8 protein-coding genes are annotated in these 15,329 nt (G+C 65.7%); 1 reads left to right on the top strand and 7 read right to left on the bottom strand.

What is annotated here, in order from left to right; genetic code table 11:
* Positions 1-3 precede the first annotated feature (3 nt).
* Entirely contained in the window at positions 4-849 is an 846-nt protein-coding gene (locus JVX91_RS17780; RefSeq protein WP_205335512.1) for an ABC transporter ATP-binding protein, read from the top strand.
* A 64-nt stretch (positions 850-913) separates the two neighbouring features.
* Here JVX91_RS17780 and JVX91_RS17775 read toward each other — a convergent pair whose 3' ends face one another.
* From JVX91_RS17775 to JVX91_RS17745, 7 genes are all read right to left on the bottom strand, one after another.
* Entirely contained in the window at positions 914-2,509 is a 1,596-nt protein-coding gene (locus JVX91_RS17775) for a bifunctional aspartate transaminase/aspartate 4-decarboxylase (RefSeq protein WP_205335511.1), read from the bottom strand.
* 54 nt (positions 2,510-2,563) lie between these two features.
* Positions 2,564-4,255 carry an aspartate-alanine antiporter gene (gene aspT / locus JVX91_RS17770; RefSeq protein ID WP_205335510.1) on the bottom strand — a complete coding sequence of 564 codons (1,692 nt, stop codon included), beginning with the start codon at positions 4,253-4,255 and terminating at the stop codon, positions 2,564-2,566.
* Positions 4,256-4,698: 443 nt separating this feature from the next.
* A complete protein-coding gene (gene putA / locus JVX91_RS17765) occupies positions 4,699-8,634 on the bottom strand; it encodes a trifunctional transcriptional regulator/proline dehydrogenase/L-glutamate gamma-semialdehyde dehydrogenase (protein WP_205335509.1) in 3,936 nt (1,311 codons plus the stop codon).
* A 515-nt stretch (positions 8,635-9,149) separates the two neighbouring features.
* Positions 9,150-10,334 carry a hybrid sensor histidine kinase/response regulator gene (locus JVX91_RS17760; RefSeq protein WP_205335508.1) on the bottom strand — a complete coding sequence of 395 codons (1,185 nt, stop codon included), beginning with the start codon at positions 10,332-10,334 and terminating at the stop codon, positions 9,150-9,152.
* The gene (locus tag JVX91_RS17755; RefSeq protein ID WP_205335507.1) at positions 10,324-10,911 is read right to left on the bottom strand and encodes a chemotaxis protein CheB; all 588 of its coding nucleotides are present in this window, start codon (positions 10,909-10,911) and stop codon (positions 10,324-10,326) included. Before JVX91_RS17755 ends, JVX91_RS17760 begins: the two co-directional genes overlap by 11 nt.
* On the bottom strand, positions 10,908-11,726 hold the full coding sequence (locus JVX91_RS17750; RefSeq protein WP_205335506.1) for a protein-glutamate O-methyltransferase CheR: 819 nt from the start codon (positions 11,724-11,726) through the stop codon (positions 10,908-10,910). The genes JVX91_RS17755 and JVX91_RS17750 overlap by 4 nt, the downstream gene beginning before the upstream one ends.
* Position 11,727: 1 nt before the next feature.
* Positions 11,728-15,210 carry a response regulator gene (locus tag JVX91_RS17745; protein ID WP_205335505.1) on the bottom strand — a complete coding sequence of 1,161 codons (3,483 nt, stop codon included), beginning with the start codon at positions 15,208-15,210 and terminating at the stop codon, positions 11,728-11,730.
* Between the last annotated feature and the right edge of the window lie 119 nt (positions 15,211-15,329).

Genomic DNA, 15,329 nt, shown 5'->3' with positions numbered 1-15,329 from the left:
GGCATGAGCCAGAGCAAGATCGCCATCCGTCACGTCGACAAGGTCTTCAGCAGCCAGGGCCGTCAGGTGCAGGCATTGCAGGACATCAACCTGGATATCCGCGCCAACGAGTTCGTCACCTTCGTCGGCGCCTCGGGCTGCGGCAAGTCCACCCTGCTGCGCAGCATCGGCGGGCTGGAGCGCCACAGCGGCGGGGAAATCCTCGTCGACGGCCGCGCCGTGGACGGCCCCGGCATCGACCGCGCCATGGTCTTCCAGCACTACAGCCTCTACCCCTGGCTGAAGGTGATGGACAACATCAAGTTCTGCCGGCGGCTCAAGGTGGTCTCAGACACCGTGCGCGGCGATGCCGACGTGGAAGTCGCCAGCGGCCGCGCCGATGCGCTGCTCAACCTGATGGGCCTGTCGGCCTTCGCCCAGGCCTACCCCAGCCAGTTGTCCGGCGGCATGCAGCAGCGCGTGGCGATTGCCCGCGCGCTGATGCCCAAGCCGCAGATACTGCTGATGGACGAGCCCTTCGGCGCGCTGGATGCGCAGACCCGCGAGGTGATGCACGACCTGATCCGCCACGTGCACCGACTGGAGAACAGCACCATCCTGTTCGTCACCCACGACGTCGACGAGGCCATTTATCTCGGCGGCCGCGTAGTGCTGATGGCGCCGCTCCCCGGACGCATCGACAGCGTCTACGAGGTGCCGCTGCCCGCCGAGCGGAATCAGGACATGAAGATGGCTCCGGAATTCATCGCCCTGAAGAAGCAGATCCTCGCGCGCATCCGCGAAACCTCGGGCATGAGTACCGACCTGGAACTGCTGGAGCAACTGACCCGCACTGCGGCGCCGGCCTGAAAAAAGGCCGGGCTGGCTAGCCCGGCCCAACTACCGAATGCTCAATTACGCGCCTCGTCGGACCTCAACGCGCAGCCTTGAAAGCCTTGAAGCCCTCGTCGGCGATGCCCCGCAACGACTTGCCGATCTGGGCATACTGGTACTCGTTGAGGTTGGCCAGCGAGATACGTCCACCGGCCTTCAGCGGACCGAAACCATTGGCCGGCAACATCACGATCCCGGTTTCGTCGGCAATGCGGAACAACAAGGTATTGGCGTCCACCCGCTGGCCGATCCAGCGCCCGAACTCCTCGCCGTAGAGGCGCGTGGCGATGTCCTCGAAGTCGAGCAGCGTGTAGTACTCGGTCTCGAAGCGGTCGGTCGGCACCGGCACGCCCAGCTCACGGTACAGCGCATGATGGCGCTGGCGCAGCAGGTGCTTGAGCGCGGTCTTGTACTCGTCGGCGGCATCGATCAGCGCGAACAGCGCGAAGAACACCATCTGCACCTGCTGCGGCGTGGACAGACCGGCGGTGTGATTGAGGGCGACGGAACGGCTATCCGCCACCAGCCGGTCAATGAACTTCAGGCCGCGAGTATCCGGGACCAGCGATGCGTAGCGCTGGTTGAGTTCGGCATGCAGCGCCTCGGAATAGCTGGCGATGCGTTCGTCGAGGATGTTGTCCTTGTGCATGGCGATGGTGCCCAGGCGCCAGCCGGTGCAGCCGAAGTACTTGGAGAACGAGTACACCAGCGCGGTGTTGCGCGGGCAGGTGGCGAATAGCGAGGTGAAATCGTCGGCGAAGGTGCCGTACACATCGTCGGTGAGGATGAACAGGTCGGGACGATCCTGGCGGACGATGCCGGCGATATAGGCCAGCGATTCGTCGTCAATGCGTACTGAGGGCGGGTTGCTTGGATTGACCACGAAGAAGATCTTGATCGCCGGGTCCTTCAGCTTGTCCAGCTCCTGGCGCGGGTACTGCCAGTTGAGCGTGGGGTCGGCCTCGATGTACACCACTTCCAGGCCATAATCGTCCAGCAGCGGAATCTCGAAGTAAGGCGTGAACGTCGGCATGCCGATGGCGACCTTGTCGCCTCGCTTGATCAGGCGCGCCTCCTTCAAGCTGTTGAACAGGTAGGTCATGGCGGCCGTCCCGCCCTCCACCGCGAAGATGTCGAAGGCGTCGCCGGAAACCTGCCCGCCGATCATTTCCTTGACCAGGTACTCGCGCACTATCTGCTCGCTGATCTTCAGCATGCGGGGCGGCACCGGGTAATTGCAGCCAAGGATTCCCTCGACCAGTTCGTGCAGGAAGGCGGATGCATCCAGTCCCAGTTGATCGCGCACGTAGCTGAGCATTCGGCGCAGCAGTCCCACTCCCTGCTGCTGGCACTGTTCGGCCAGGAAGCGCTCGAAGCGTGCCTCGATACCGGCGATCTGCGGCAGGCCGCCGATTCCATGGCCAAGGAAGGAGAAGCTCATTTCGGCTTCGCGATTGGCGAACAGGCCGAAGTGGAAGAACGCGTCGCGCGGCAGCGTGGCGAGGAAGTTGGGATTGCCGCGCCCGGCGTTGAGCATCAGACGGTTCTCCCGACCGCTGGCAACTTCGATGAGTTTATCTTTCAGCTCGAACGGGCTGAGGGACTGGTACTGGCTGTAATCCATTTTTTCGGACATGTGGGTTCTTCCAGTCGGGGGCGCCACCCGGATGGCAGCGCCGGGTGGTTGGAGTCAGGAGAGAATCAGCACTGCGACCATCCCCCAGATGGTCAACAGCGTGTTGCCGACGGCGTAGGTCACGGTGTACCCCAGTGCCGGCACATTGCTTTTCGCCGCTTCGCAGATCATCCCCAGGGCCGCTGTCGTGGTGCGCGAGCCGGCCACCGCGCCGAACAGGATCGCGGGATGGAAGCGGAACACGTAGCGGCCGATCAGCAGGGACAGGATCAGCGGCAGCGTGGTGGCCAGCATGCCCCAGAGGAACAGGCTCACGCCCAGGGTGCGAAGGCCGCTGACGAAGCCGGCGGCGGCATCGATGCCGACCACCGCGATGAAGACGTTCAGGCCCACCGAGTTCATGAACCAGACGGTCGGCTCCGGGATGCGCCCGAAGGTCGGGCGAATCGAGCGCAACCAGCCGAAGACGATGCCGGAGATCAGCGCACCGCCAGCGGTGGAGAGCGTCAGGGGAACGCCGCCGACCTTCAGCACCACGGCGCCGATCAGGCCGCCAATGAAGATCGCCGCGCCAATGAAAGCGACGTCCGCCATGTTGCTCGGCGTGTCGGCCTGGCCGAGTTCGCGGGCCGCGATCTGTACGTCCTTGGTCAGGCCGGTCAGCGTGATCACGTCGCCATGCTGCAGGACGGTCCGCGGCAACACCGGAATCTCCGTGGAGACCGCGCCGCGCCTGATCCGGCGCAGATACACGCCGTGCGCGCGGGGCCGTTGCGCCAGCTCCTCCAGGGTCTTGCCCGCCACTGCCGGGTTGCTGACGTAGACGTCGATGCCCGCGATCGGCACATCGAGCAGTTCGTCGTCCTCGACCTCGTTCTGGAAATGCCCGAGCAGTTGCAGGATGTCGTCGCTGTGCCCGCCGATGGCCAGCACATCGCCGACCTGGATCACCTCGTCGGGCAGCGCATCACGCAGTTCGCCATTGCGGCGCAGGCGCTCGATGAACAGGCGCTTGCCGTGTGCCAGCGCCTCGGCCTCGGCAACGCTCTTGCCCACGGCCACGCCGCCTTCGGCAACCCGGTAGGCGCGCAGGACATAACGATGCCAGACACTGCCCTCGCCGGACCTGTCGGCGCCTGCGCCCAGCTCCAGCTCGTAATCCTTGCAGGCCTTGGCAAGGTCGATGCCCAACAGCTTCGGACCGACCAGGGCAAGCACGACGGCGGAACCGATGGTGCCGAAGATATAGGTCACGGCGTAGGCCACCGGCATGGCGTTGAGCAGTGCCTGGGTCTTGTCGGGAGCCAGCCCGAGCCTGTTGATCGCGTCGGTCGCCAGCCCCATCGACGCGGAGATGGTCTGCGAACCGGCGAACAGGCCAATGGCCGAGCCCAGGTCAAACTTCGCCACCCAGGCCACGGCAATCGCGCTTGCCAGGCACAACACGCAGACGACTACGGCAAACACCGCCTGGGGCAAACCGTCCTTGGCGATGCCACGGACAAACTGTGGTCCTACGCCATAGCCGATGGCGAATAGGAACATCAGGAAGAACACGCTTTTGACGGTGGGCGAAATGCTGATCCCCACCTGCCCCACCAGCAGCGCCGCAAGCAGGGTCGCGGTAACGGCGCCGAGGGTGAAGCCCTTGAAATTCTTGCCGCCGACCCAGTACCCGATACCAATCGAGAGGAAGATCGCCAGCTCCGGGTAGGAGCGCAAAGTCTGTTCAATCCAGGTCAACAAGATGATCGATCCTTCTGTGCAAGGAAGGGAAAAGCGCAGGTCGCTGCGCTCACCATTGGCTGCACCGTCGGGCTTCGATGAACCTCGTCACCGTCCGACGGCAGTGCCGGAGAAGACCGAGTCAAGCACGCGAATTCCCGCGCAAACGCCCGTCCTACAAGGCTTAAGGAATTTCTGATGGGGGTTCCGAAAAATCCCTTAGGACTGGACGGGAGCTACTGCGCAGGCACGCACAAAAGCGCCAGGCAGTTGCCGATGGCAATGCTGGCGGATTGACGCAGGAAGGAAGTGGACGGGGCGGATAGCCCCGTCCAGGCGTCATGGACGCGAGGGAGTAGGATGGCACCTCGGGGAGGATGGCTCCGAGGAAGTGAGGTGCCGACCTCCGGCCGCGGTTGACGGCCGAAGGTTGAAGCCGCGGGATGGGTTCCCGCGGCCGGACGTCAGCCGATGGTCATCAGGCTGGCGTTGCCGCCGGCGGCAGCGGTGTTGACGCTCAAGGCACGCTCGATCAGCAGGCGTTCCAGCGGGATATCGGTTTCCCCGCGATTCAGCCCGGTGACGCCAACGATGGCGCCCTTGCGCTGACTGGCCAGCTCGCAGACCGCACGCAGCTGGTCGGAATCGCCGTGGTGCAGGATGGCGTCGAAGGCCTTGTCGGTGGTGCTCCAGTCAGCGACCAGTTCGATGCGCTGGGCGACTTCCTTCGGCAGCTCCTTCACCAGGGCGGCGTTGGACTCGGCGACCAGCGCACGGCTGCCCACCGCGAGCACGGCGGCCAGTTGCGCGAGCAGGTCGGCGCGGTCTTCCGCCAGGCACAGCACGTGCTCGCGCGGCAGCAGGGTGTAGCTGTTGCGCTCGCCGGTCGGGCCGGTCAGCACCTGCTGGGTGAAGCTCTGCGACAGCGCGACGTAGCCGGCCAGTTGCGCCGCCAGGGCGGTGTCCTTCTGCGCCCACTGAGCGAGTGCTTCCACGGCCTTCTCGGCATCCTTCGGACGCGGCAGCGCCTGCGCGCCGTCGCCCTTGAGCTGGTTGGCCACCGCCTCCTGCGGGCGGGTCGAGAGCAGGCGGTACAGGTACAGCGGGCCGCCAGCCTTCGGGCCGGTGCCGGACAGGCCTTCGCCACCGAAAGGCTGCACGCCGACCACGGCGCCAACCACGTTACGGTTGACGTAGAGGTTGCCGACGTGGGCGGTGCCAACCACCTGGGCGATGGTCTCGTCGATGCGGGTGTGCACGCCGAGGGTCAGGCCGTAACCGGATTCGTTGATCTGCGCGAGCAGCTGGTCCAGCTCGGCACGCTCGTAACGCACCACGTGCAGCACCGGGCCGAAGATTTCGCGCTTGAGCTCGCTGAAGCTGTCCAGCTCGATCAGGGTCGGTACGACGAAGGTGCCGCGCTTGATTTCCTCGGCGTCCACGCGGGCGCTCTGGAATACCTTGCGGCCTTTGTCGCGCATCACCTGGATGTGCTTGTCGATATTGCCCTTGGCTTCCTCGTCGATCACCGGGCCGATGTCGGTATGCAGGCGCTCCGGCGCACCGACGCGGTACTCGGCCATGGCGCCCTTGAGCATGGCGATCACGCGGTCGGCGGCGTCTTCCTGCACGCACAGTACACGCAGCGCGGAGCAGCGCTGGCCGGCGCTATCGAAGGCGGAGTTGACCACGTCTACCACCACCTGCTCGGCCAGCGCCGAGGAGTCGACGATCATGGCGTTGAGGCCGCCGGTTTCGGCGATCAGCGGGATGGTGCGGCCCTGGGCGTCGAGACGGCCGGCGATGTTGCGCTGGAGGATGCCGGCCACTTCGGTGGAGCCGGTGAACATCACGCCACGCACGCGCTCGTCGCCCACCAGACGGGCACCGACGGTTTCACCACGGCCCGGCAGCAATTGCACGGCACCAGCCGGCACGCCGGCTTCCAGCAGGATGCGCACGGCTTGCGCGGCGATCAGCGGGGTCTGCTCGGCGGGCTTGGCCAGCACGGTGTTGCCGGCGGCCAAAGCGGCGGCCACCTGGCCGCTGAAGATCGCCAGCGGGAAGTTCCACGGGCTGATGCAGACCACCGGGCCCAGCGGGCGGTGGCTGTCGTTGGCGAAGTGGGTGCTGGCCTGGGCGCCGTAGTAGCGCAGGAAGTCCACGGCCTCGCGCACTTCGGCGATGGCGTTGGCGAAGGTCTTGCCCGATTCGCGCACCAGCACGCCCATCAGCGACTGGATCTCAGCTTCCATCAGGTCGGCGGCGCGCATCAGGATGGCGCCGCGTTCGGACGGCTGGGTCGATTGCCAGATCTGCGCGCTGGAGAGCGCACCGAGGATGGCGTTGTTCACGTCGGCTTCGCTGGCTTCACGCACGTGGCCCACGACGTCGCGCAGGTCGGCCGGGTTGCGCACCGGTTGCGCCTCACCCGGCGCCGCGTCGGCCAGGCCGAGGATCGGCTCGGCGACGTAGGCGTGGTTGGTGCTCGACAGCAGCGCCGAGGACAGCGAACCCAGGCGGTGTTCGTTGGCCAGGTCGATGCCGGCGGAGTTCAGTCGGGCATCGCCATAAAGATCGCGCGGCAGCGGAATGCGCGGGTGCGGCAGGCCCAGGGTGCCTTCCTGCGCGGCCATCTGCTCGACCTGCAGCACCGGGTCCAGCACCAGGTCCTTCAGCGAAATGCTGTGGTCGGCAATGCGGTTGACGAAAGAGGTGTTGGCACCGTTTTCCAGCAGGCGGCGCACCAGGTACGCCAGCAGCGTTTCGTGGCTGCCCACCGGTGCGTAGATGCGGCACGGGCGGTTGAACTTGCCGTCGGCAATCTTGCCCACGACCTGCTCGTACAGCGGCTCGCCCATGCCGTGCAGGCACTGGAACTCGTACTGGCCCGGGTAGTAGTTCTGCCCGGCGAGTTGGTAGATGGCCGACAGCGAGTGGGCGTTGTGGGTGGCGAACTGCGGGTAGATGGCTTCCGGCACGGCCAGCAGCTTGCGCGCACAGGCCAGGTAGGAAACGTCGGTGTAGGGCTTGCGGGTGTAGACCGGGTAGCCTTCCAGGCCGTTGACCTGGGCCAGCTTGATCTCGCTGTCCCAGTAGGCGCCCTTCACCAGGCGGATCATCAGGCGGTGGCGGCTGCGCTTGGCCAGGTCGATGACGTAGTCGATCACGTACGGGCAGCGCTTCTGGTAGGCCTGGATGACGAAGCCGATGCCATTCCAGCCCGCCAGCGACGGCTCGAAGCACAGGCGCTCGAGCAGGTCGAGGGAGATTTCCAGGCGGTCGGCTTCCTCGGCGTCGATGTTGATGCCGATGTCGTAGTCGCGGGCCATCTTCACCAGGCCGAGCACGGTCGGATACAGCTCGTCCATCACGCGGTCGTACTGGGCGCGGCTGTAGCGCGGGTGCAAGGCGGAGAGCTTGATCGAGATGCCCGGGCCTTCGTAGATGCCACGGCCGTGGGAGGCCTTGCCGATGGCATGGATGGCCTGCTCGTAGGACGCCAGGTAGTGGCGGGCGTCTTCCTCGGTCAGCGCGGCTTCGCCGAGCATGTCGTAGGAGTAGCGGAAGCCCTTGGATTCCATGTTGGCCGCGTTGGCGAGCGCCTCGGCGATGGTCTCGCCGGTGACGAACTGCTCGCCCATCAGGCGCATGGCCATGTCCACGCCCTTGCGGATCAGCGGCTCGCCGGACTTGCCGATGATGCGGTTGAGCGCCGAGGACATGCCGGTCTCGGTGTGGGTCGAGACCAGCTTGCCGGTGATCAGCAGGCCCCAGGAGGCGGCGTTGACGAACATCGACGGGCTCTGGCCCAGGTGCTGGCTCCAGTTGCCGTTGCTGATCTTGTCGCGGATCAGTGCATCACGGGTGGCCTTGTCCGGGATGCGCAGCAGCGCTTCGGCCAGGCACATCAGCGCCACGCCTTCCTGGGACGACAGGGAAAACTCCTGCAGCAGGCCCTGCACCAGGCCCTGGCGGCCGCCGGCGTTCTTCTGGTTGCGCAGCTTCTCGGCGATGCCCAGCGCCATCTTGTTGGCGGCGGAGGCCTGCTCTTTCGGCAGGCGGGCGAGGTCCAGCAGCATCGGCAACGCTTCGGTTTCCGGGCGGCGGTAGGCGGCGGTGATGGCCGCGCGCAGTACCGACTGCGGCAGGATGCTTTCGGCGAAATCGAGGAAGACCTGCAACCCTTGGTCGTTCAGCGAATCCAGCGACTCTTCGCCCGCGGCCGCGGCCAGACCGGACTGCTCCGCCGGAGTGAGACCGCCTTCCACCTGCTCCAGGTAGGAGAAGATGGCCTGCTTGATCAGCCAGTGCGGGGTACGGTCGAGTTGCTGGGCAGCCAGCTTGAGACGCTCGCGGGTGGCGTCGTCGAGCTTCACGCCAAGGGTGGTGGTGGCCATGGGGCTTCCTGTTGTTAGAAGGTGTGCCTGAAAACGGCGCAAGGTTATACCGCCGAATTGCAAGGCGCAACCAGGTGCAACCCAATAAAAACAAGCCTTTGGTCGTACGCGCAAATTCGGTGCAACCGGTGACATTTCCCCCACACGGCGCTACCAAACGGAGCACGGCCACGGGCTCGCCCGACTGCAACCCGCAAGGGTCGGCCGGACGGCAGGAGGAAAGCAGTGTTCGTGCCAGGGGTGGAAAAGGTGCAACCCACTGCGCAGATGGCCGACCAGGTGTGGGAGCGGCGGGTGGACAACGCGGACAGGGGGCGGCCCTGTGAAGATCAACTGCCCCTCACCCTAACCCTCTCCCGGGGGGAGAGGGGACTGTGCGGTGCAGGAGGGGCCCTCGGCGCCAGTCGGCTCGGGCCGCCCCCTCTCCTGAGGGAGAGGGCTGGGGTGAGGGGAATGCATCGGTACGGACTTCCCGGAAGAAGACGGTTGCTCCTCCGGGGAGAGTCCGCGCCGGATCAATCCAACGGCAGGTAGACGCAGAACTCCGCGCCCTGCCCCGGCTCGCTGCGCACCTCGATGCGCCCGCCGTGGGCCTGGACGATCTGCTCGGAGATGAACAGCCCCAACCCCAGCCCGGCGATGCGGGTTGCACCGGTGCCACGCTCGAACTGCTGGAAGATGCGGCGCTGCTCCTCGGAACCGATGCCATTGCCATGGTCGCGCACGCACAACCGCGCCTGGCCTTCGTGGGCCGCGACGCTTACCGCTACCGGCTGACCGGGTCCGTAGCGCAGGGCATTGCTGAGCAGATTGCTGATCACCTGCTCGACGCGATACGCATCCCACACGCCGTCCACCGCGTCGGGCGCGTCCAGGCTCAATTCGCAACCCACGGCCTGGGCCTGCACCGCGAAGTTGCCCAGCACGCGGCGCGCGATATCCGCGAGATTGGTGGGCTCCGGGCGAATCGACAGCTTGCCGGTGCGAATGCGCGAGACATCGAGCATGTCCTCGATCAGCCGCGTCAGGCCCGTGAGCTGGCGCTCGTCGCGCTCGAACAGCACACCCAGGCGCTCTGCCGCGAAGTTTTCCAGCTTGCCCTTGGCCAGGTGCAACCGGCGCAATTGGGTATCGAGCATCAGGCCGTTGAGCGGCGTGCGCAGCTCGTGGGAAACGATGGACATGAAGTCGTCGCGCATCTTCACCGCGCGCTGCAGCTCCACCTGGGTCTCGCGCAGCTCCGCGAGCAGCGCGTCCTGTTCCGCCCGGCTGCGCTCCAGCGCCTCGACGTGATGGTCGAGCACCTTGCGCTGGCGATAGAGGTCGACGAACACGCTGACCTTGCTGCGCACCGCATGGTTGTCCAGCGGCTTGTAGAGAAAGTCCACCGCGCCGCTTTCGTAGCCTTTGAACGCATAGTTCAGCTCACGTCCGGCGGCGGTGACGAAGACGATGGGAATGTTCTTGGTGCGCTCGGTGCCGCGCATCAGCTCGGCCAGGCCGAAGCCGTCCATGCCCGGCATCTGCACGTCGAGGATGGCGAGGGCGAAGTCGTGCTCCAGCAGCAGCGACAGCGCCTCGTCCGCCGAGGATGCCTTGAACACCTCGCGCCCCTCTCCCTTGATCAACGCCTCGAGCGCCAGCAGGTTCTCCGGCAGGTCGTCGACGATCAGCAGCTTGCTTCCCTGGTTACGCAACATGTTGAGGGTCCAGTCGGGTCAGGAGCGCGTGAATCTCGCGCAGGGGAAGAATGTAGTCCGGAGCGTGCAATGCGATCGCCGCCTCCGGCATGGTGGACACGGCGGCATCGGTCGGGTCCTGAACGATGCTGAGGCCACCCAGGCGATGGATATGCGCCAGCCCTTCGGCGCCATCCTGGTTGGCGCCGGTGAGCAGGATGCCGGCAAGCCCCTCGCGATAAGCATCCGCCGCCGAATCGAAGAGGATATCGATGGAGGGCCGGGAGAAATTGCGAGGCGCCTCGCGACTCAGGGCGAAGGTGTGGTCGCGCTCGATGGACAGGTGATAGCCGGCACTGGCGAAGTACAGCGTGCCCGCCTCCACCGGTGCCTTGTCGCGGGCTTCCTGCACCGGGATTGCCAGGCGCCGGGCGAACAGGTCGACCAACTGGCTCTCGTGGTCTTCGGGCAGGTGCAGCACTGCCACCAGCGGCAACGAGAAGTTCGCCGGCAGCCCGGTGAACAGCTGGAACAGCGCATCCACGCCACCTGCGGAAGCGCCAATGACCACGGCCCGGACCTCGCGCGGCGCGCTCATCGCTTGCGGAACACCCGTTCGCGGCGGTTCACCACCTCGAACTCGGAGGCGAAGTCGGTGAAGTCCAGGCTTTCCTTGCTACCCAGGCCGAGGAAGCCGCGGTGGCAGAGCGACTCGTGGAACAGGCCGATGGCGCGGTTCTGCAACTGGCGGTTGAAGTAGATCAGCACGTTGCGGCAGGACACCAGGTGCGTCTCGGAGAACACGCTGTCGGTGGCCAGGCTGTGGTCGGCGAAGGTCACGTTCTGCCGCAGCATCTTGTCGAACAGCGCACCGTCGTAGGCGGCCGTGTAGTAGTCCGAGAGCGAGCCCTTGCCGCCGGCGGCGCGGTAGTTCTCGCTGGCCTGGGCCAGGTCCTCCGCCGCGTAGATGCCGCGCTGCGCCTGCTCCAGCGAGCGCGGATTGATGTCGGTGGCATAGATCAGCGTGCGCTCCAGCAGACCTTCCTCGTGCAGCAGGATGGCCAGCGAATGCACTTCCTCACCGGTACTGCAGCCCGCCACCCAGATACGCAACGACGGGTAGGTGCGCAGCAGCGGTACCACTTCCTGGCGCAGCGCGAGGAAGTAGGACGGGTCGCGGAACATCTCGCTCACCGAAATGGTGAGGTACTGCAGCAGTTCGTGGAACGCATGGGGGTCGTGCAGGATGCGCTCCTGCAGGGCCGAGATACTGCGGCACTCGAACAGCTGGGTGGCATGCAGCACGCGGCGTTTGAGCGACGTGCCGGAGTAGTCCCGGAAGTCGTAGCTGTACTTCAGGTAGATCGCCTCGATGAGGAGGCGCAGCTCGATATCCTGGCTGCGATCAGGCATGTCAGATGCGCTCCAGCTTGGGTAGCCATACACGGATCAGGGAGAACAGGCGGTCCAGGTCGATGGGCTTGGCCAGGTAGTCGTTGGCGCCGGCGCGCAGGCACAGCTCGTGGTCGTCCTTCATCGCCTTGGCGGTGACCGCAAGAATGGGCAATTTCTTCCAGCGCGCGTCCTGGCGGATCAGGCGCGTGGCTTCGTAGCCGTCCATCTCCGGCATCATCACGTCCATCAGCACCAGGTCGATGTCGCCCACCTGGTTGAGCTTCTCGATGGCTTCGCGGCCGTTGCGCGCCACTTCCACCCGCGCGCCCTTGTGCTCCAGGGCGCTGGTCAGGGCGAAGATGTTGCGCACGTCGTCGTCCACCAGCAGGATGCGCCGCTCCTCGAACGCCCGGTCGCGGTTGCGCGAGGTACGCAGCATGCGCTGGCGCTCGCTGGAAAGCTGCGACTCGACCTTGTGCAGGAACAGCGTGACTTCGTCCAGCAGGCGCTCCGGCGAGCGCGCCCCCTTGATGATGATCGAGCGCGAATACTTGAGCAGCTCGGCTTCCTCGTCGCGGGTCAGGTTGCGCCCGGTGTAGACGATCACCGGCGGGAACGAGCAGATTTCTTCCTCGCCCATGCGCCGCAGCAGCTCGTTGCCCTGCATGTCCGGCAGCTTGAGGTCGATGATCATGCAGTCGTAGATGTTCTTGCGCAGCAGCTCCAGGGCCTGCTCGCCCTGCTCCACCGCGGTGATCTCGATGTCGTCGTCGCCGATCAGGCGCGAAACGCTGTCGCGCTGCAGCGGGTCGTCCTCCACCAGCAGGATGCGCTTGACCTCCTGGGTCAGCTTGGCCTCCAGCTTGCCGAACACCTCGCGCAGTTGCTCGCGGGAGGTGGGCTTGAGCGCGTAGCCGATGGCGCCCAGGTGCAGGGCCGCTTCGCTACGGTCTTCCACCGAGACGACGTGCACCGGCACATGGCGGGTGCGCGGGTTGGCTTTCAGCCGTTGCAGTACGGCGAGACCGGATTCGTCGGGCAGGTGCATGTCCAGCAGGATGGCGTCGGGAGCGTGCTGGTCGGCCAGGCGCAAGCCCTCCTCCGCGCCCATCGCCACCAGGCAGCGGTAACCCAGCTCATGGGCCAGGTCGTAGAGGATGCGGGCGAATTTCGGCTCGTCTTCCACCACCAGCACGCAGCGCTGACCGACGCTGGCCTGTTCGCGATCGTCGGCGAAGGTCGCAGCCACCGGGGCGCGCACCATCGGTTCGAGCACCTGAACGGGAGCCGGAGCGACCGCCGCGAGCGGCGCCGGCGCGCTGGGCGACTCTACCTCGGCGGGCGCCTCGTAGTTCAGCGGCAGCAGCAGGCTGAACACGCTGCCTTTGCCCGGCTGGCTGCTGACGATGATGCTGCCGCCCAGCAAATGCGCCAGGTCGCGGGAGATCGACAGCCCCAGGCCGGTGCCGCCGTAACGGCGATTGGTGGCGCCGTCGGCCTGCTGGAACGCCTCGAAGATACGTTGCAGCTGGTCCTCGGCGATACCGATGCCGCTGTCACGCACGTCGAAGCGCAGCCCTTCGGGCGCTGCGCTCACGCGCAGGGAAACCTCGCCGGCATCGGTGAACTTGAAGGCGTTGGACAGCAGGTTCTTGAGGATCTGCTCGACCCGCTGGCGGTCGCTGAACAGCATGGCCGGCGCATCCTCGGCCACTTCGGCGACGAAGCTCAGCCCCTTGTCGTCGGCCTGTGGACGGAACAGCCCTTCCACAGCCTCCACCAGGCGCCGCACGCTGGCGTTTTCCGGGCGCACTTCCAGCTTGCCGGCCTCGACCTTGGAGATGTCGAGGATGTCGTTGATCAGGTTGAGCAGGTCATTGCCGGCGCCATAGATCGACTCGGCGAACTTCACCTGCTCGTCGTCCAGATTGCCCTGCTCATTGTCCGCCAGCAGGCGCGCCAGGATCAGCGAACTGTTGAGCGGCGTGCGCAGCTCGTGGGACATGTTGGCAAGGAACTCGGACTTGTAGCGGCTGGCGCGCTGCAGCTCGTCGGCGCGGCCCTGCAGGTCCAGGCGAGCCTGGTTCAATTCGGTGTTCTTGGTGTCCAGGTCGTCGCGCTGGGCGGCCAGCTCCTGGGTCTGCTCGGCCAGGCGCTCATTGGTCTGCTCCAGTTCCGCCTGCTGGGCCTCGAGATGCGCCTGGGACTCCTTGAGCACCCGCGACTGCTCTTCGAGCTCCTCGTTGGCGGTCTTCAGCTCTTCCTGCTGGACCTGCAGCTCCTCGTTGAGCTGCTGGGTCTCGGCCAGCAGGTCCTGCTGGCGCTGGCGATGCAGGGCGGCGGCGACGGCGCTGCCCAAGGTTTCCGAGACACCCTGTAGGAACGCCTGCTCGCGCTCGCTCAGCGAGCGTAGGAAACCCAGCTCCAGCACACCCACCACGCCGCCTTCGCTGAGCAGCGGCAGCAGCGCCACGCTCACCGGCGAGCCATTGCCCAGCGCCGAGTTGACCTTCAGGTAATCCGCCGGCAAGCCCTCCAGCACGCGCAGCTTGCGTTGCCGCGCGGCCTGGGCGATCAGGCTTTCATCGGCGGCGAAGTACTCCTCGCCGCCATCTTCCCGGGCGAATCCATAGGTGGCGCCACGCAGCAGGCCACCGTGATCGTCGCGAACGTACAGCGCGCCGATGGGCGAGCCGACGAAGTCCCCGAGGAATTCCATCAGGCTGCGCCCCAGCAGCGGCAGCGACTGCTGGCCGATCAACTGGTCACCCAGGCGGCTCTGGCCGTCGCGCAGCCACGCCTGCTGCTGCAATTGCTCGTTATGCAGCACCTGGCGGCGCAGGGATTCGCCGTAGGACTCGGAAAGGCTCAGCAACTGGCGGCGGCCGAAATAGGCCAGCAAAGCGCCAACCACGATGCTGAAGACCAGGTAAAGGATCACCACGCCGGTGGACAGGCTCGAGGCGAACTGGTTGCGGTCGTGGCGCAGCTGCTGCTCGGTATTGATCAGCGAGGCGTACTGGGCGCGGATGGCGTCCATCATGCTCTTGCCCCGTCCGGACCTGATCGCATCGGTGGTTTCCTGACCGTTGCGACGCAGCTGGATCATCTCCTGGGCGAAGGTCATCCACTCGTCCTGCATCGCACTCAGGCGTTGCACCCGCTCCACTTGCGGCGGGTTGTCCGCCACCAGTTGGGCAAGGCTCTTCAGCCCGGCATTGATGCGCGGCCGGGCCTGTTCCAAGGGTTCGAGGAAGCGCGGATCAGCGGTGATCAGGAAGCCCCGCAGGCCGCTTTCCTGGTCGACGCTCAGGCGCTGCATCTCGTTGGCGCTGGAAATCACCCGGTCGGTGTGCTCGACCCAGCCCAGCACGTCGAGCATGTAGAGAATCAGGCCGATGAACAGCACCGCGCCCAGCAGACAGATACCCAGCGGCAACGCCATGTTGCGCGCAAGGATGCGGCGGAAAGCGCTTTCGTCGGCGAGGGCCTTCTGATTCATCACTGAATTCCTGGTGGCTATCCCTGCTGATTTGAAGGAAAAATCCGCCAAATTGCAGGTAAGTGTTTGAAGTTATTGTGAGATCTTTCTGAATACTACAGAGATTAATGTAGGCTAGA

Origin of the sequence: Pseudomonas sp. PDNC002 (assembly GCF_016919445.1) — a bacterium.
Lineage (GTDB): Bacteria > Pseudomonadota > Gammaproteobacteria > Pseudomonadales > Pseudomonadaceae > Pseudomonas.
Note: the sequence above shows the minus strand (reverse complement) of the source record. Positions and strands in the feature narration are given on the sequence as shown.